Source organism: Streptococcus sp. Marseille-Q3604 (assembly GCF_916619785.1).
Classification (GTDB): domain Bacteria; phylum Bacillota; class Bacilli; order Lactobacillales; family Streptococcaceae; genus Streptococcus.
On record NZ_CAKAKM010000002.1, the window covers coordinates 376,034 to 393,458 of the forward strand.

Sequence of the window (17,425 nt, forward strand, 5' to 3'; positions counted from 1 at the left end):
TTCTACTTATTATTTATCAACTTTTTTTGACATCAAGAAGTTACGAAGAGCTGCAAGGGTTGCCGCACCTGCAAGGACAATAGCTGTAAGGATAGCTACAGCATGTTCTCCCCACTTGTGAGATTTTGCTGTTTTAGCAATTGTAGCCTTAAGATCTTCAGCTGTTCCTTTTTCACCTGCTTGCGTCGTTGTCTTACTTGCAAGGTTAAGATCTTGACTACCACTGTAAGTGTTATCTGACGAAGCTGTATTGTTAAGGTCTTGACGGCTACTGCGAGTATAGCTAACATTTGTTGTAATGCTATCAATCATCTCAACAATATTTCTGATTGTAGTTGCATCGTACAAGCCACCCTCAGTATCTTTCAAGATTGATACTGCTAATTTTTCAATAGAAGCTGCTGAAGAAGCTGCTACCATAGAGTGAGATTCTGAGCTTGCTGTTTCTGAATATCTTGCATAATTGCTAAAGAGTGACGCTGCTTCTGTAATCGTTTCAGAAGTACTTGGTAAGTTTTCTGAGACGCGAGGAGCTGCAGAGAGTCTATTCCAACTATTGATGTTTTCTGATAGTCCATCAAGGATGACTTCCTCAGACGTGCTCACTGTTTCTGAAATTGCCGAAGTCACTTCTGAAGTGCTCACTTGACTTTCTGATTCTGTCAATGAAACAGCTGGTTCTTTAACTACTTCTGATTCTGAAACGACTGTGCTGATTGAATTCTCTGATTCAGATGCTGAAGTCTCGGAAGTTGATGCTTCTGAGATAATATCAGTTTCTGAGACCTTCGATGACACTGTTGTGCTTTCTGCTACTTCTGATGAGGCTGTTGAGTTTACTAACTCGTCAACTGTTGGTGCTGGTTTAGTTATTTCATCTAGTTTAGGAGCTTCAACAGATGGTTTCGTATCAGTTGGAGCCTCTGAACCTTTGTTTACTGTTGTATTTTCGGATTTAGCTGTTTCTGAGCTTGCTTCAGATGTTACGGTATTGTCTGCTTTCTTACCAGCTTGGTTAGTAACTAGTTTCAAGATAACTGGTTCTACCGGTGTTGCTGTTGTGTCTTCCTTGATATAGAGCATGTTCCAAAGCGTTAGTTTAGGAACTGAAATGACAAGTACTGGTTGACCATTTTCATCTGTTTCAAGACTTGCTTGTGCCTTCTTCATGCTTGAAGTTGCCCAATCATCTGGTGACGTCACATAGACTTGATCAGTAATTTTAGCTGCTTCTTGGGCTGTTTTACCTGCTAGACTAAGACGAACTGTGAGATTTTCTTGAGCGTCCGGTGTTTTATTATCCGCATAACCCTCTTCATTATGCCAGCCCGCATTGATGCCCATCATGTTAATCATTTGAACAGTTGAGAAACCTTTTCCTGATTTAGCAAATGTCCAAACTTGATCTCCTGTCACACCTAGAGCATCCTTAGAAAGGATTTCACCAGCAGTATTCTTGGTAGACACAGACTGAGTGCTGTTAATCACACCCTCACCACGGAGAAGATTTTCATAAGCAGTGATAAACTGTTGGTAATTGTAAAGCTTACGAATAGTGTCCTTAGCCACACTGAGGTATTGAGTTGGGTAATAGGCACTTTGAAGGACGTTTAGGGCTGCATTAGCATTGGCAAGGGCTGCAATGGACATGTGATAGCCACCGGCTGCAGCTACTGTCGCATCTACGAGAAGAGTCGCGTCAGCTTGCAATGGCTTACCAGCAAGGGCATCTTTACCAGCACCGTTAGTTGCTTTTCCACCAGGAACAGTATAATCAATACCTGGTTCTTCCATGTAGGCACCAACGATAAGTGATTTACCAGTTTTATTGCGTACCATATCGATACGTGCTTTCAAATCGCCATAGGCAACCTGCATACGTCCTGGAATAACTGAACCACCGTTTGTCCAGAGCTCATTATAAACAACATCTTGACGTGCCTTGGCTAATTTATCATCATTACCACCATTGACATCATTGATTGTGATGTAGTACTTTTCACCAATGAGGTCTTTCATAGCATTAATAAATGACGCATATGAATCAGACATCATGTATGAGTCAGCCTCGTCTGAGCTGTTACGGTGCTCATAATCAGTCACACGGTTGTCACCAATTGTATCACCTTGCCAACCATCGAAGCCCATACGATCCATAGCTGATTTCATGACACCCGCAATGTATTTTTGCCAATCTGGATTAGCCGGATCATAGTAAACTTGAGTTGGGTTATCACCGATAGTGTAAGTCATCGGCTCACCCTTCTTACCAAAGCTATCGTAGAAGTTATAAGCCAAAGCAGCAAGTGGAAGGGCTGGATTCTTTGGATTTGAATCTGCTGAAATCATGTTATAAAGCATGGCAACAGCACCTGACTTATGAACTTGGTCAACCAATTCTTTAACAGCCTTAGTGTCAACCTGAGTATGACTCCAGGTATTCCATTTTTGAACAAAGCTATCAACACCTTCTGGGAAAGGATCTGTAGCTTCACTATAAGCATCATAGAAGAAATATGAGTTGATATTCATAGACTTCATGAGATCAAGCTCTTTACGGTAGGCTTCAAGATTTTTAACAAGAATACTGTTTTGATCCGTTGGCGAACCTGCTACGATACCGTAACGTGGGAAAACTGTCCAATCATCTTCAACAGACAAGCCAGCACGCTTGCTTGACAAAGTACTACCTGATTTATCGTTGACACTGATTGTCACCAAGTAACCTGTATTGTTTGTCAACCACTCTGACGCTACTGTCAAGTTTGAAACCTTAGCTGAGGTTCCTGCCGCTAGCGTAAGGTCAACGTTATCTTGACCGATGATCTCCGAAGCATGTTGAAGTGTCAAGTTGACAGTCATCGTCTTAGTTTCTGCAGTTGGATTAGACACAACAACAGAATAGTTAATATCACCATCTGTCTTGCTATAAGCAGCTTTTGTTGTTTCTGGATCTGTCAAGTAAGCATCACCATTTAAGTTTTGCTCTGTCACTTCTGTAACTGGTGTCACTTGAGCAGTTGAATGGCGTCCTGCTTCAGTAGCATTATCAGATGATGATGTGATGGTTTCCACAGCAGCTGACTCAGGAGCTAGTGCTTCACTGGCTACAAGCATTTCTGAGCTAGCACTCTCTGCTGACACAGCTTGTGAAAATATTGTAGAAGCTGTTGCTGTTGTTGCAGTATCTGTCGCAACAGCGGCAGATGATGGACCTACTTCTGTTGTCGCAACTGGAGCAACTGTCTCCGTTGGTACCACCACCAAGTTATCTGCTTCAGTCGTAATGACTGGTTTTGTTGCTTCTGAACTGACCATGTTATCTGCCTTGGCGACATGATTCATCCCTAGGACACCGCCGGCTACAAACAAACCTGATAGTAATTTATTTGACGCTACTTTCTTTGACATCTCTCTATCCCTCTAAAAAAGTTTAAATCACCTCGGCGTTTCAAATTATCACTATTTGTATTTGCATGCTGTAAACTCGAGTTATTTTTTAGTTTCATAAAAATCGCTTGGTGTTTCTTATGAAACTAATGTTAACTTAATCTTTTTTGTAAGACAAGGGAATTTCCGGCAATCCTCGTAAACGGTAATTTTTTCATCATGAATGGTCGGTTTTTTCAGAAATTTGAGAACAACATTTTCTAATTTCATTAAACATTCACTTGGTTAAGCCTACTTAAAATAACAAAAATAAATCCCAAATAATGAAAATCGAGCACCTAAATTGCCCATACGATGAGAGTTAAAAAACCACCTCTCACACAAGGCGAGAAATGGTTTGTTTATCGATTTTTAGTATCTAAAATAATGGTCACAGGTCCGTCATTAACCAGACTAACCTGCATATCTGCACCAAAGCGTCCTCTTTCTACAGGAACGTGAGTTGACAAGGATTGGTTGAAATCGTCATAGAACTGGCTAGCCATGTCGGGCTTTGCAGCACCCGTAAATGCTGGTCGATTCCCCTTTTTCGTATCTGCAAAAAGCGTAAACTGAGAAATCGACAAAATCTGGCCGCCAATATCCTTAACAGAAAGATTCATCTTGCCATCTTCATCTGAAAAAATGCGCATATTGACAATCTTACGAACTGCATACTCTAGGTCCTCTTTGGTGTCCTCGGGACCAACTCCAACCAAGAGTAAGAGTCCCTGCTTAATAGCGCCAACTGTACAATCCTCAATAACCACAGAGGCACTTTGCACACGCTGAATTACAATCTTCATCGCAGTAACTCCTTAACCATTCGTACGTTTAACACTGTAAACATCAGGGATAATTTTAATCTTATCCACAAGACCAGTCAATTCAATAAGGTTTGCAATTTCAAAGCTAACGTGAATATTGGCAAACTTCATGTCCTTAGTCGGTTGTGCATTGACCGTAGCAATGCTCTTGGTCGTATTTGACAAGATTTGAAGAACATCATTCAACAGACCAGAACGGTTAAGGCCATAGATGTCAATCTCAGCCAAATAAGATTTATTAGCATTACGTTCATCCCACTCTACTTCGATTAAACGTTGTTCATAACCTTCTTGACTCTTGATATTATTACAATCTGAACGGTGAATAGCAATTCCACGGCCCTTGGTGATGTAACCTTCAATCTCATCTCCAGGTACTGGGTTACAGCACTTAGCGATACGCATGAGGAGACCAGAGGCACCTTGAATGATGACGCCATTTTCACTCTTAACCTTAAGAACTTCTTTCTTCTCAGTCTTAACTTCGCCACCGTTCATTAGCTCTTCAGCTTCAGCTTTTGCCTTAGCACGCTCTTCCTCGCGGCGTTCTTTTTCTGTCAGACGATTGAAAACAGCAGCAGCACTAATTTCGCCAAAGCCAACAGCGGCATAGAGAGCTTCTTCACTACGCACACTCATACGAGGGAGAATTTCCTCAATATGTTTCTTGTCTAGGTACTTATTGGCAATATAGCCATGCTCTTGGAAGTAGGCAATCAAAAGCTCACGACCCTTGGTAATAGAGGCTTCCTTATCCTGATTCTTAAAGAATTGTCGAATTTTATTTCTGGCCTTAGTTGTTTTGACCATCTTAATCCAGTCACGACTAGGACCAAAAGAATTGGCATTAGTGACAATCTCAACCACATCACCTGTCTTAAGTTTGGCAGTCAAGGGAACCATACGACCATTAACCTTAGCACCTGTAGCCTTCTCTCCAACTTGGGTATGGATAGCATAGGCAAAGTCAATAGGTCCTGAATCTTTAGGTAATTCCTGAACAGCACCATTTGGCGTAAAGACATAAATACGCTCTGAGAAGATATCCTCTTTAACAGAGTCTACAAATCCCATAGCATCACCATTTGAGGCATCTTGAAGTTCAACAAGATCTTTAATCCAGTTCATTCCCAAAGCGGACTCTTTCGAATCTACCTTGCCCTTGATCCCTTTCTTGTAAGCCCAGTGAGCTGCAACCCCGTATTCGGCAACTTGGTGCATTTCCTTGGTACGGATTTGGATTTCAATAGGTCCTTTTGGTCCATAAACCGTTGTATGGATAGACTGGTAACCATTGGATTTAGGATTGGCAATATAGTCTTTGAAACGGCCAGGCATGGGGCGCCAGAGCTCATGAATGTATCCCAACATGGCATAAACATCACTGTGCGTCTCCATGACACAACGGATGGCAATCAAATCATAAATTTGATCGAAGCGCTTTTTCTTGTCGCGCATCTTACGATAAATAGAGTAGATATGCTTTGGACGACCATAAACATCACCAACAAGTCCTTGTTCAGCTGTGTAGGTCTTAATTTTATCGACAATCTCGTCCACAAGTGCCTCACGCTCACGACGTTTTTCCTTCATCATGTGAGAAATCTTGTAGAATTCCACCTCATTAAGGTAACGGAAGGACATATCTTCCAATTCCCATTTGATACGACTGATACCCAGACGGTGAGCCAAAGGAGCATAGATTTCCATGGTTTCACGAGAAATGCGCTCTTGCTTATCCTTACGAAGATGCTTTAGGGTACGCATATTGTGTAAACGGTCGGCCAATTTAACCAAGATGACACGGATATCCTTAGACATGGCCATAAGCATCTTACGGTGGTTTTCAGCCAACTGCTCCTCGTGGGACTTGTACTCAACCTTACCAAGCTTAGTAACACCGTCTACGATATTTCGTACATCCGTACCAAAATCCGTTTCCAAATCATCGAGCGTTTTTTCGGTGTCTTCAACGACATCGTGTAAGAAACCACAGGCTACTGTCACTGCATCAAGATGAAGGTCTGCCAGGATACCTGCCACTTGAATAGGGTGAATAATATAAGGTTCTCCTGACTGACGAGATTGCCCACTATGAGCATCTGTCGCATAATGCCAGGCTTTTTCAACTAATTTCAAATCATCTGCTGACATGTAGGCCGAGCAAATGTCTAAAATTTCTTCTCCTGTTACATTTTTATCTTTAGCCATGATTTCTTCCTTCGCTTCTTTTAATAACCTTTATTTTATCACTTTTACAAGTAAAGAAAAAGAGCTAGTTAGGCAATTATTAACTGCAAGGAGCCAACTTGAAAAACACAACATCTTGTGTTAGAATGATTGAGCAAACACAAGATATAGATAGAAAGAGGACGCTTATGTCTCAACTTACCCTCGTTTATATTAGTCTAAGTGGCAATACCCAAAGCTTTGTCAAACGTATGTCTGACTACCTATCCCTCAACCACGGGATTGAATGTCGCCAAATCAATATTAAAGAGCTTAATCATGAAACCTTCCAAGTAGATGAACCCTTTGTCGCACTCTTGCCAACCTACCTTGAAGGTGGAAATGGCGTGGACAATGGAGATGTCGAAATCCTAACCAATCCACTGGGTGACTTTATCGCAGCCCATGATAACCACAAACGTTGCTTTGGTATCATCGGTTCTGGTAACCGTAACTTCAATAACCAGTACTGCCTAACTGCCAAACAGTACAGTCAACGTTTTGGCTTCCCAATGTTGGGAGACTTTGAGCTTCGTGGCACACAGTCTGATATCGAACGTCTGGCACCTATTATTCTAGAAGCACAAAAGAACTTTAACCAACTCTAAAACTACAGCAAAAAAGCCCTAATAGGGGCTTTTTCCTTTGCTTAATTTTTTTCGTGTTTTTTGATTCCAAAGAATCCAGCCAAGGTCATAAGAACCATACCAGTTAAAGTTGCTGACATAGATTCGTCTGAACCAGTGTTTGGCAAGCTCTTGGCTGAGCTGGAAGGTTGAGTTTCTTGTACTTGAGCTTGAGGCAAAATAACGACTTGAGTGTTTGACAACTGGATAGCTGGAGCAGGTTTAGCCACGCTGGTGACTGCAGTATCATTTGGCTTCACATGCTTAGTTTGGTCTGCCATCTCAACACCTTTTGGTGACTTCTCCGATTCTTTCTTAGTCGTATCCTCAACTTGATTTGCCTTTTCCTTAACAACCAAGCGGTACTCTGCAAATCCTGCTTGTGTTGATGGTCCTACATAACTAATGGCATCCTGACCAGCAAGGTGGGCACGTGCATTGTCAGATGAGGCAAAACGGATATCTGCATTCGTAATATTAGGAACGAAACTCCAATTTCCATCAGCAGTTGGGTTAATCGTTTTCTCACTAACGATATAATCAATGATTGCCTGACGATTCTCAAGATTGAGGAGACGTTTTTCTGCAGCATCCTTAACACCAGGGAAGTTACCAGTCGCACGATAGTTGTTAGTCACGACAAGGAAAGTCTGATTCAAATCAATGGGTTTACCTTGATAAGTCAAGTCACGAACACGACTAGCATCTGGGTTAACCAACTTACCTTCACGATCGTATTTGTTAGGTTGTGTCAAATCAAACTTATAAGTCAACCCATCAATCACATCGTAATTGTATGAGCGATAGCTACTATTAATGAGTTGTTGTGGCTCTTTGCTATTAGGATCAATTTGATTGAACTGTCCTGCAGACATTTCCAACCATTCTTTTATTTGTGCACCAGTCACCTTGAGTAGGGCAGTAACATTGTCGTAGAGGTAGAGGTCCGCGACATTCTTAATGGCTAATGGTCCTGCTGGAATATCGGTATAGTAGGTCGCATCCCCACGAGTCCCCGCCTTGAAAGGTGCTGCAGCTGAGAGGAGTGGAAGATTCGCATCTGCTGTTCCAGCTACTTGTTTTTTAGCATACCATAGTTGTGCATTATTAACGATTTGAATAGATGGATCGTCCTGAACCTGAGCAAAGTAGCTAGTGATTGGTGCAGTAGTCTCACCAACTTCCTTACGAACATAGTTGATTGTTCCATTATGGTCATGAGCAGCCATATTAATTAAATCCTTGTCCGCAACATCTGACTTAGTATCAATCTTTTCAAGCTTGGCCTTACTGTTAACAACTTTCCATTTACCATCCGTGTAAGTCAATTTGACATCCATGATGCCTAGATGATCTCCGAATTTACCAGCCATAACCACAGGTTTCTCATTGATGAGACCATTGACATCATCTACACCAGGGTATTTCGCATAAAAACTTGTACCATCCCCATTTGGGAAATCCGCATGAGAATGCCCTGTCGCAACAGCATCAACACCTTCGATACCAGCAATTTGGTAACCTTCATTTTCCTCATTCTTAGTGTATTCATTGTCACCAATACCAGAGTGAGCAGCAACAAGGATAAAGTCAGCTCCTGCAGCCTTCATCTTAGGAACGATAGCCTTAACAGCCTCCATTGGATCGTCAACAGTTACCTTACCTTCAAGATTGGCCTTATCCCAAACCAAAATCTGTGTTGGAAGGACACCTGTAATACCGATTTTTAGCGTTACCTGTTTGCCATCTGTATCAGTAAAGGTCTTGTTAACAATCTTAAAAGGGTTGTAATAGTAGTCACCTGTCTGAGCATTACGCACATTGGCATTGATAATGTTAATCTTAGCAGCCTTAACCATACGATCCAAAAATTCTAGACCATAGTTAAACTCGTGGTTTCCAAGTGTTTCGGCATCGTAGCCCAGCATCTCAAAGGCTTTGTACATAGGGTGAGTCTCACCTTGGGCAACAGGGTCAATCAAAGCCTTATAAGTCCCAAAAGGAGTTCCCTGAATCGTATCCCCACTGTCCACTAAGACCGTATTGGGATTAGTTTCACGGGCTTTTTTGATAAGGACAGCAGTTTTAGACAAACCAACTGTTTGAGACGGCTTATCTTGATAATAATCATAGTTAACCAAGTTGGTATGAAGGTCTGTTGTTGACAAAATCTGCATATCAACGGTCTGCCCCTCATGAGCAGGCTCTGTAACAGTTTCAGCCTGTACTGGCACCGCTGGTGTCACCTGATTGGCATTCGTCAAAACAGCACTGGCTTCTTGACTTGATTGGGCCGTCGAGGTATTAGCTGATGACTCTGCAGATGCATTTGTCGCTACTGTTGTTGATGTAGGAGATACAGTCTCTGTTCCTCCTTGAACAGCTGTTCCCGCAGTTCCTTGTACTGATACGGTAGCAGCTCCACTATCTGTCACAGTTTCTGTAGAAGTAGTTGGTACTGGTGCCGTTGCCTCATCAGCTTGACCTAGGACTTGTGGCACAGTCAAAAGAGCAAAAAGGCCCAAAACCACGGCAGATTGAGTCACATAACGATTCGTTTTCATTAAAAATCTTCCCCTTTTATAAAGATAGTACAATTATATTAAATCTAAATAAGATTATCAACTTTTTTAGAAATGCTCGATTTGTCATACAAAACTAATGGCTCGATGCAATCTTAGCTTAAAAGTGTCAAATACAAAAAAAGTTGGAACAAGGCCAACTTTCTCTTACTTATTCAATTCCAAGGCATAACTGACACTACTCAAAGCGTAGAGAGGAGCGGTTTCCGTCCGCATAATGCGCGGTCCAAGGCCAATTTTAACGCCACCAGCTTCTTCAAATGCATCAATCTCAGACGGAGAAATACCACCTTCTGGTCCAAAGATAAAGAGAATTTTCTGACCATTCTCTACCTGAGCCAACTCACGAGCTAGAGTAGCCAACTCACCTGCTTTGGCTGTTTCCTCATAGGCGATAAAAATCTTATCAAAATTATCTAATTCTGATAGAAATTCCCCTTTTTTCTCGAACAATCTGACTTCTGGCACACGATTACGCTTGGATTGTTCTGCAGCTCCTAGAGCAATTTTGGCAAGCTTATCTTCCTTCTTGGCTAGCTTCTTACCATCCCACTTAACCACAGACCAGTCGGCAGGGAAGGCCCAAATAGCCTGAGCTCCAAGCTCTGTTGCCTTTTGTGTCACCAACTCCAGTTTATCTCCCTTGGGAAAACCTGAGGCAATGGTTACAGATACAGGCATCTCGACATTATCAGTTAAATCTTCAATCACTTCAAAGACGTGATTCTCACGGTCAGTCACACGCGCAAGACGCTTGATACCGTCTTCAAAAACCAAGACAACCTGATCATCCTCTGTTAAACGCATAACGTTAAACATATGCTTCACAGTATCCTTGTCTTTGATGATTACTGGATTTTCAACCTTCCCCTTTATAAAATACTGTTGCATTTAGCCTCCAATCACACCTGAAATATCATCTGTCTTCTTAAAGACACAAGCATTCCACTCTCCCTGAACCATGTGAGTTTCTAGGAAGAAACCTGCTTTCTCAGCCGATTCACGCACCATATCCCATTTTTCAGAGATAATCCCTGACATAATCAAGTAACCTTCATCCTTAACCAAACGGTAGGCATCTTCCGTCAGATGAATGAGAATGTCCGCCAAAATATTAGCCACGATAACATCAGCTTCTTGCGTCACACCCTTCAAAAGATCTCCCGCAGCAACGTGGATATTTTCCATATCAGGATTCATATCAATGTTTTCCTGTGCCACTCGAACCGCTACATCGTCAAGGTCATAAGCGTAGATTTCCTTGGCACCAAGCAGAGAGCTGGCAATCGAGAGGACTCCTGAACCAGTCCCCACATCAATCACCGTCTCACCACCACGAAGCACCTGCTCCAAGGCAAAGAGGCTCATCTTAGTCGTTGGATGTGTTCCTGTCCCAAAGGCCATACCAGGATCCAACTTAATGATCTTTTCCCCCTCTAATGCCTCATAATCCGTCCATGACGGTACGATGGTCAAATCATGGGTAATTCGTGCTGGTTCATAGTATTTTTTCCAATTCTCAGCCCAATCTTCTTCAACCAACTCTTGAGTAGCCAAGTGAATATCTCCCGTTTCAAGACCAAAATCCGTCAACTCAGCCAAACGCTCATTAACCTGCTTAGTAATGGCCTCGATATCTGCTGACTCTGGATAATAAGCCGTAATTTTAACCGTTTCAACCTGCTCAACCTCAGGATAAAGTTCCCCAAAACGGTCCGCATTTTCCAAATAATCTGCACTATCATCAATAGCCACACCCTGGCTCCCAGACTCAATTAAAATATTAGATGCCGCCTCTTCGACCTCACGATTAACTTCAATCGTTAATTCTTGCCATTTGTCCATTTATTTCTCCGTTTCCTTTCCTACTAAATAGTCTTTAAAGCGTTCCTGCAACTGGGGAATGACACCTTCTGCTTTTATAAAATCCTCTATAGGCATTAGTTTAAATCCCTGTCCCTCGTCACCAAAACGAATCTCACGATACTGCTCTTGGCTAATTTGACCAACCACAAAAACAGCTGACCTATCTTTATCCAACATACTAGGGTAGATTTTCAACCAAATAATCGATTCCTCTTTCAGAGCCAATCCCAGCTCCTCCCAGACTTCGCGTTGAAGACACTCAAGTGGTGTTTCTTGACCTTCTCTTCCACCACCTGGCAACTCCCATGTATTTGGCCAAGGAATATCTGGCTTATTATCTCTGAGAATGACCAAAATATTTTGCTCTACGAGTAAGGCAGCCTTAACACCTGTAAAATCGAACTGATCTTTTAAATAAGCATCCATCCCTTTTCGCTCCCTTTAATACCTTGGATAAGCAAAAAATTCCTTCTCTTCAAGTTGAGCTTTCCCTTTTTCGAAAGCTTCTTTGTCCCAAACCAAACCGAATTCCTCAGGTCCATCATCAGATAGAAAATCCATCAAGTCACTCAATCCTTCTGTTGCCACCTCATTCAAGGTCTCCGCAAAATAGGACAGAAACTCACGAGATAGACCTTTCTTAGGTTCATATGGAATTGTCACTAGGTAGTCCTCTTCATCAAAACGTGATTTTGCTGGATTGTAAAAGAGCACGTAATCCTCAAAAATGACATCTTCATCAGACACTTCACCCTTATCATCAATAGTCTCGACATTACTACTGTTTTGCGCTTCTAGGATGAACGTTACTTCCACAGCATGATTCTTTTTATCCCAGTCCATCGCAAAATCATAGTCCAAGTGCTTATCCAGTTCTTCTTCTAATACTGACAAAAAGCCAAATTTAGCCATTTGTTTTCCTCGTTCTTTCTTATTATTCCCTTTATTTTAGCATAAAAGGAGCCAATAAAAAACAGAGTAGGCTATCCCACTCTGTCTTAGATAATTATTTAGCATTTTCAACCGCTGCTGTCACAAAGGCACTGTAAAGTTCTTCAGCATGGTTTGGACGGCTATGATATTCTGGGTGGTATTGCGCTGCCACAAAGAATTTCTTGTCTGGGAGTTCTACAACTTCCATCAAACGATTATCTGGTGACACACCTGAGAATACAAAACCTTCAGCCTCAAACTGTTCACGGAATTTAGTATTGAATTCATAACGGTGACGGTGACGACGTTGAACAACTTCTTGATTGCCATAAGCTGCAGCTGCCTTAGAACCTGGTTTCAACTTACATGGGTAAAGACCAAGACGAAGAGTACCACCCATGTCTTCAATGTCAATTTGATCACGCATAATATCGATAATTGGATATTTTGTATTTGGATCAAGCTCAGCTGAATTAGCGCCATCCAAGTGAAGAACGTGGCGAGCAAACTCAATACATGTCAATTGCATACCGAGACAGACACCTAACATTGGCACATCATTTTCACGTGCATAACGAATAGCTTGAATCTTACCTTCAGTACCACGTTGACCGAAACCACCAGGAACAATAATACCATCAGCATCAGCCAAACGAGAAGCAACATTTTCAGCAGTCAAATCATTAGCATTGACCCAGTCAATATCAATGGCAGTATCATTTGCCAAACCTGAGTGTTTAAGTGCCTCAACTACTGACAAGTAAGCATCGTGAAGCTCCACATACTTACCAACAAGAGCAATTTTAGTTGTTTTCTTAAGGTTAAGCACCTTATCAACCATAGCAGACCATTCTGTCATATCTGCAGCTGGAGCATCCAGTTTCAAATGATCACAAACGATTTGATCCATACCTTGAGCCTGCATATTAAGTGGCACTTGATAGATATGTTCCACGTCGAGTGATTCGATAACAGCCTCAGGTGCAACATCACAGAATTGAGCTAATTTATTCTTGATTCCCTGACCAGCAGGTTGTTCTGTACGAATAACCAACATATTTGGTTGGATACCCAAACCACGCAATTCCTTAACAGAGTGTTGCGTTGGTTTTGTCTTCATTTCACCAGCAGCCTTCAAATAAGGAAGAAGCGTTGTGTGGATATACATAACGTTGTCAGAGCCCACATCAGCCTTCATTTGACGAAGAGCTTCAAGGAATGGAAGACTTTCAATATCACCAACCGTACCACCAACTTCAGTGATAATGACATCTGAATCAGTTGTTGTCGCTGCGCGCTTAATCTTGTCTTTCAAAGCATCTGTGATATGCGGAATCACCTGAACAGTCGCACCAAGATACTCTCCTTTACGTTCCTTACGCAAAACTTCGCTATAAATCTTACCAGTAGTCACGTTAGAGTATTTATTAAGATTGATATCAATAAAACGTTCGTAGTGACCAAGGTCAAGGTCAGTTTCAGTACCATCATCAGTGACATAAACTTCACCGTGTTGGTAAGGACTCATTGTTCCTGGGTCAATATTGATATAAGGATCAAATTTTTGAATCGTAACCTTAAGACCACGGTTCTTAAGCAAACGCCCAAGACTTGCAGCTACAATCCCTTTACCAATTGAAGATACCACACCACCAGTGACGAAAATATATTTTGTCATGTTAACTCCTTATAATATAATTCAAAACAACTACAGATAGCAGATTGATTACCCACTCAGATAATCACGATAGTCCTTCCCTAGTACCTGATGGGAGCCGTACAAAGTACCTCACCTTAGACAAGTCCAGTAAATGACTGAAAACAAAAATGACCCCCAAGAGTTTTACTCTGGGAGCCTTAATCATGACCTCTTCAAAAGAGGTGCCCGATAAATAGTCTAAACTATCCAAGACCATTTGTCAATGAAAACTTAGTCGTTTGACTCATCCTCATAGTCATCGTCATCATCTTCTTCTGACAACTCAACATCATCCAAATCATCATCTGGAATAATTTCATTCAGCTCAGAGTCATAAGATTCCACTTCGGCTTTCTCATCATCTTCGCTATCGTCGTCATATTCAAGACTATCAGAATCAGGTGTAAAGTTCTCGTCTTCTGGATCATCGTCATTATAATCGATGGCATCTTCATCACCATCCATGAAGGCATTAACTTTCTTGTTCTTACGTTTTGGTGCATTTTCATCAGTATCTTCCAATGTGATGACCTCTTCATCGATTTCATCAATTGCATACCATGAACGCAAGCCCCATTTGTTATCACCTAGTGGAATGAAACTTCCATCCGTATTCAAATCTGAATAAAAGAATGGCAAAGCATTGCGGATATCAGCATCCGATTTTTCTAAGTAATTTTGAATTTCATTGACCAAATCATTGAAATACATTTCATTATCACGACCACGTGTTTCTAAGATAGCACGGGCCACTTCAATCATTGATAATTCACTTTTTTCTTGTCCAGCAAATACGTCTAGTTCCAAAGTGGTTCTCCTTCATTCTTACTCAAGCTAGTTTCTATCAGAAATAGCTCAGCAATCAATTTTTCGCTACCTTTTATTTTACGCTAAAAAGAGTCAATAGTCAAAGTATTTATAGAAGAAAAAATCAAGTCTCAACAGAAACTTGATTTTAGTCATATTATTTAACTTTTGCTGTGCTTGTGATAACTTCAACAGCTTTCTTCATAGTGATATCGTGTTTAAGCATTTCAGGTGAAAGAAGTGCAGAAACTTGTGATACTTCCATGTTGTACTCAGCTGCAAGATCGTTGATTTCTTTTTGGATTTCTTCTTCTGTAGCGTCGAATCCTTCAGCAGCAGCAACAGCTTCGATAACAAGGTTAGTTTTCACACGTTTGTCAGCGTCAGCTTCATATTGTTTGTGAAGATCTTCTTGAGTTGTACCAGTGATTTGGAAGTACATTTCAGGAGAGATACCTTGACGTTGCATGTTACCCATGAATTCGTTCATAGCACGGTGAACTTCGTCTTCAACCATTTCTGCTGGCAATTCAACGATTTCAGCGTTTTCAACAGCCAAATCAAGTGCAGCACCTTCAACAGCGTCATCAAATGCGATTTCTTTAGCTGCTTCAAGTTCCTTACGGTATTTAGCTTTCAACTCGTCAAGAGTTTCAACTTCATCGTCAAGATCTTTAGCCAACTCATCATCAAGAGCTGGAACTTCTTTAGCTTTAACTTCGTTAACTTTAGTAACAAATACAGCAGCTTTACCTGCAAGGTCAGCAGCTTGATAGTCTTCTGGGAAAGTTACTTTAACTTCTACTTCATCACCAGCTTTTGCTCCAACCAATTGGTCTTCGAAACCTGGGATAAATTGACCTGAACCAAGTTCAAGAGAGTGGTTTTCACCTTTACCACCATCAAATTCAACACCGTCTACTGAACCAACAAAGTCGATAACAACAGTGTCGCCATTTTCAGCTGCACCTTCTTTAACAACCAATTCAGCCAAGTTTTTGCGTTCGTTTTCAAGCTTAGCATCAACTTCTTCATCAGTAACTTCTTTAGAAGCTTCAACTGAAACTTCAAGATCTTTATATGCACCAAGTTTTACTTCAGGTTTTGTAACAACTTCTGCAGTAAGTGTCCAATCTTGACCTTTTTCAATTGATTTTACATCAATTTTTGGTTGTGCAACAACATCAAGACCAAGTTCAGCAATCGCTGCTTCATAAGCTGCTGGAAGAATTGCATTCAAAGCATCGTCATAAAGAGCTTCTTCACCAAATTTTTGGTTAAATACGGCACGAGGCATGTGTCCTTTACGGAAGCCTGGAGCGTTCAAATTCTTTTTAACCTTGTTAAATGCTTGATCCAAAGCTGGTTGAATTTTATCTTGACCGATAGTGAATGTCACCACACCACGGTTAGTGGCTGTGTTTTCAAATGATACAGACATGTAGTCATTCTCCTTAAAATTTTTTATAGATACAGTTTAGTTTACCATATTTCAAAGCCTTTTAAAAGTTTTTTTATCCAATTTAATCACAAGAAAATCGTTAGAAACTGCTACTTTATCAAAATTTTGATAAACTAGAGCTATGAATATTTTACAAAGATACATCCAACAATTTAATTTTGAAGAGACCCTAATGGTACTCATTACGAAAGGGATTAAACTCCTTATTCTCCTCATCATCTTTCTTCTTAGTAAGAAGATTATCAACTTCCTTTTTAAACATACAGTGGGACGCTCTCTAGCTTGGACAATTCAAACGCCTGCTCGACAAAAAACCATTGAACGATTACTACACAATTGCATGAACTACGTGCTATACTTCTTCCTTGTTTACTGTCTTCTTAGTATCCTTGGGGTCCCAGTATCTAGCCTCCTTGCTGGGGCAGGACTTGCTGGGGTTGCTCTTGGTCTAGGAGCTCAAGGCTTCCTATCTGATGTCGTTAATGGTTTTTTCATATTGTTAGAAAACCAATTTGAAGTCGGTGACGCAGTTGAAGTAGGAGCCGTTACAGGCCTTGTTTCAACCGTAGGTATTCGAACTACTCAAATTCGAGGATTTGATGGAACCCTCCATTTTATACCTAACAGAAATATCACAATTGTATCTAACAAATCTCGAGGGGACATGAGAGCTCAAATTGATATCCCAGTCTATCCGTCAACCGATATCAATAAGGTGACAAGCATCATACAAGAAGTAAATCGAGAAAACATTGAAAACTATCCTCAAATCTGTGGAGCTCCAAATATCATTGGATTAAGCACAACTCCTTCTGGACAACTAGTATTTCGTATTGATATTTTTACGAAAAATGGACAACAAACTCATATCTATGCTGATTTCTTAAAACTTTACCAAGAAGCTCTAATCAAAGAAAACATTGAACTTCCAAGATTCATTGGAAACCCTATAGCAGTAAAATAAA

The 17,425-nt window shown here is 41.0% G+C and carries 13 protein-coding genes; 2 read left to right on the forward strand and 11 right to left on the reverse strand.

The features are described 5' to 3' along the window. Window positions 1-9: 9 nt before the first annotated feature. The 3 genes from LG375_RS06135 to LG375_RS06145 form a co-directional block, all read right to left on the reverse strand. Window positions 10-3,411: a glycoside hydrolase family 66 protein gene (locus LG375_RS06135; protein ID WP_198463524.1), complete on the reverse strand. Its 3,402-nt coding sequence runs from the start codon at window positions 3,409-3,411 to the stop codon at window positions 10-12. A gap of 380 nt (window positions 3,412-3,791) precedes the next feature. Further along, window positions 3,792-4,235, reverse strand: coding sequence for a D-aminoacyl-tRNA deacylase (dtd, locus tag LG375_RS06140; protein WP_002886426.1), 444 nt, complete (start codon window positions 4,233-4,235; stop codon window positions 3,792-3,794). A 12-nt stretch (window positions 4,236-4,247) separates the two neighbouring features. Further along, on the reverse strand, window positions 4,248-6,467 hold the full coding sequence (locus tag LG375_RS06145; protein ID WP_145517016.1) for a RelA/SpoT family protein: 2,220 nt from the start codon (window positions 6,465-6,467) through the stop codon (window positions 4,248-4,250). 167 nt (window positions 6,468-6,634) lie between these two features. Here LG375_RS06145 and nrdI point away from each other — a divergent pair, with 167 nt between their 5' ends. Beyond that, window positions 6,635-7,093 (forward strand): class Ib ribonucleoside-diphosphate reductase assembly flavoprotein NrdI, encoded by a 459-nt coding sequence (nrdI, locus tag LG375_RS06150; protein WP_073949410.1) that lies wholly within the window; start codon window positions 6,635-6,637, stop codon window positions 7,091-7,093. Between the two features lie 41 nt (window positions 7,094-7,134). On the opposite strand, the gene LG375_RS06155 is transcribed toward nrdI, so the two are convergent. From LG375_RS06155 to tig, 8 genes are all read right to left on the reverse strand, one after another. After that, entirely contained in the window at window positions 7,135-9,675 is a 2,541-nt protein-coding gene (locus LG375_RS06155) for a bifunctional 2',3'-cyclic-nucleotide 2'-phosphodiesterase/3'-nucleotidase (protein ID WP_225745494.1), read from the reverse strand. A 165-nt stretch (window positions 9,676-9,840) separates the two neighbouring features. Next, complete coding sequence (locus LG375_RS06160; RefSeq protein WP_198463527.1) at window positions 9,841-10,584, reverse strand: 16S rRNA (uracil(1498)-N(3))-methyltransferase; 744 nt, start codon at window positions 10,582-10,584, stop codon at window positions 9,841-9,843. Continuing rightward, a complete protein-coding gene (gene prmA / locus LG375_RS06165; RefSeq protein WP_198463528.1) occupies window positions 10,585-11,538 on the reverse strand; it encodes a 50S ribosomal protein L11 methyltransferase in 954 nt (317 codons plus the stop codon). It lies immediately after the preceding gene. Then, window positions 11,539-11,985 (reverse strand): NUDIX hydrolase, encoded by a 447-nt coding sequence (locus LG375_RS06170; RefSeq protein ID WP_225745495.1) that lies wholly within the window; start codon window positions 11,983-11,985, stop codon window positions 11,539-11,541. 15 nt (window positions 11,986-12,000) lie between these two features. Then, the gene (locus LG375_RS06175) at window positions 12,001-12,471 is read right to left on the reverse strand and encodes a DUF3013 family protein (protein ID WP_037598883.1); all 471 of its coding nucleotides are present in this window, start codon (window positions 12,469-12,471) and stop codon (window positions 12,001-12,003) included. Window positions 12,472-12,565: 94 nt separating this feature from the next. Next, a complete protein-coding gene (locus LG375_RS06180; protein WP_049545134.1) occupies window positions 12,566-14,170 on the reverse strand; it encodes a CTP synthase in 1,605 nt (534 codons plus the stop codon). Window positions 14,171-14,422: 252 nt separating this feature from the next. Further along, entirely contained in the window at window positions 14,423-14,998 is a 576-nt protein-coding gene (gene rpoE, locus LG375_RS06185) for a DNA-directed RNA polymerase subunit delta (protein ID WP_002885605.1), read from the reverse strand. Window positions 14,999-15,155: 157 nt separating this feature from the next. Next, window positions 15,156-16,439, reverse strand: a complete 1,284-nt coding sequence (tig, locus tag LG375_RS06190) for a trigger factor (protein WP_002889721.1) — start codon at window positions 16,437-16,439, stop codon at window positions 15,156-15,158. 142 nt (window positions 16,440-16,581) lie between these two features. On the opposite strand from tig, the gene LG375_RS06195 reads away from it, so the two are divergent. After that, complete coding sequence (locus LG375_RS06195; RefSeq protein ID WP_225745496.1) at window positions 16,582-17,424, forward strand: mechanosensitive ion channel family protein; 843 nt, start codon at window positions 16,582-16,584, stop codon at window positions 17,422-17,424. The last annotated feature ends 1 nt before the right edge of the window (window position 17,425 follow it).

Excerpts from the sequence above, each read along its gene's own strand:
- nrdI (WP_073949410.1), top strand. The coding sequence starts at position 6,635 with ATGTCTCAACTTACCCTCGTTTATATTAGTCTAAGTGGCAATACCCAA.
- dtd (WP_002886426.1), bottom strand. The coding sequence starts at position 4,235 with ATGAAGATTGTAATTCAGCGTGTGCAAAGTGCCTCTGTGGTTATTGAG.
- LG375_RS06170 (WP_225745495.1), bottom strand. The coding sequence starts at position 11,985 with ATGGATGCTTATTTAAAAGATCAGTTCGATTTTACAGGTGTTAAGGCT.
- LG375_RS06135 (WP_198463524.1), bottom strand. The coding sequence starts at position 3,411 with ATGTCAAAGAAAGTAGCGTCAAATAAATTACTATCAGGTTTGTTTGTA.
- LG375_RS06155 (WP_225745494.1), bottom strand. The coding sequence starts at position 9,675 with ATGAAAACGAATCGTTATGTGACTCAATCTGCCGTGGTTTTGGGCCTT.
- LG375_RS06145 (WP_145517016.1), bottom strand. The coding sequence starts at position 6,467 with ATGGCTAAAGATAAAAATGTAACAGGAGAAGAAATTTTAGACATTTGC.
- LG375_RS06195 (WP_225745496.1), top strand. The coding sequence starts at position 16,582 with ATGAATATTTTACAAAGATACATCCAACAATTTAATTTTGAAGAGACC.
- tig (WP_002889721.1), bottom strand. The coding sequence starts at position 16,439 with ATGTCTGTATCATTTGAAAACACAGCCACTAACCGTGGTGTGGTGACA.
- LG375_RS06160 (WP_198463527.1), bottom strand. The coding sequence starts at position 10,584 with ATGCAACAGTATTTTATAAAGGGGAAGGTTGAAAATCCAGTAATCATC.
- LG375_RS06175 (WP_037598883.1), bottom strand. The coding sequence starts at position 12,471 with ATGGCTAAATTTGGCTTTTTGTCAGTATTAGAAGAAGAACTGGATAAG.
- LG375_RS06180 (WP_049545134.1), bottom strand. The coding sequence starts at position 14,170 with ATGACAAAATATATTTTCGTCACTGGTGGTGTGGTATCTTCAATTGGT.
- prmA (WP_198463528.1), bottom strand. The coding sequence starts at position 11,538 with ATGGACAAATGGCAAGAATTAACGATTGAAGTTAATCGTGAGGTCGAA.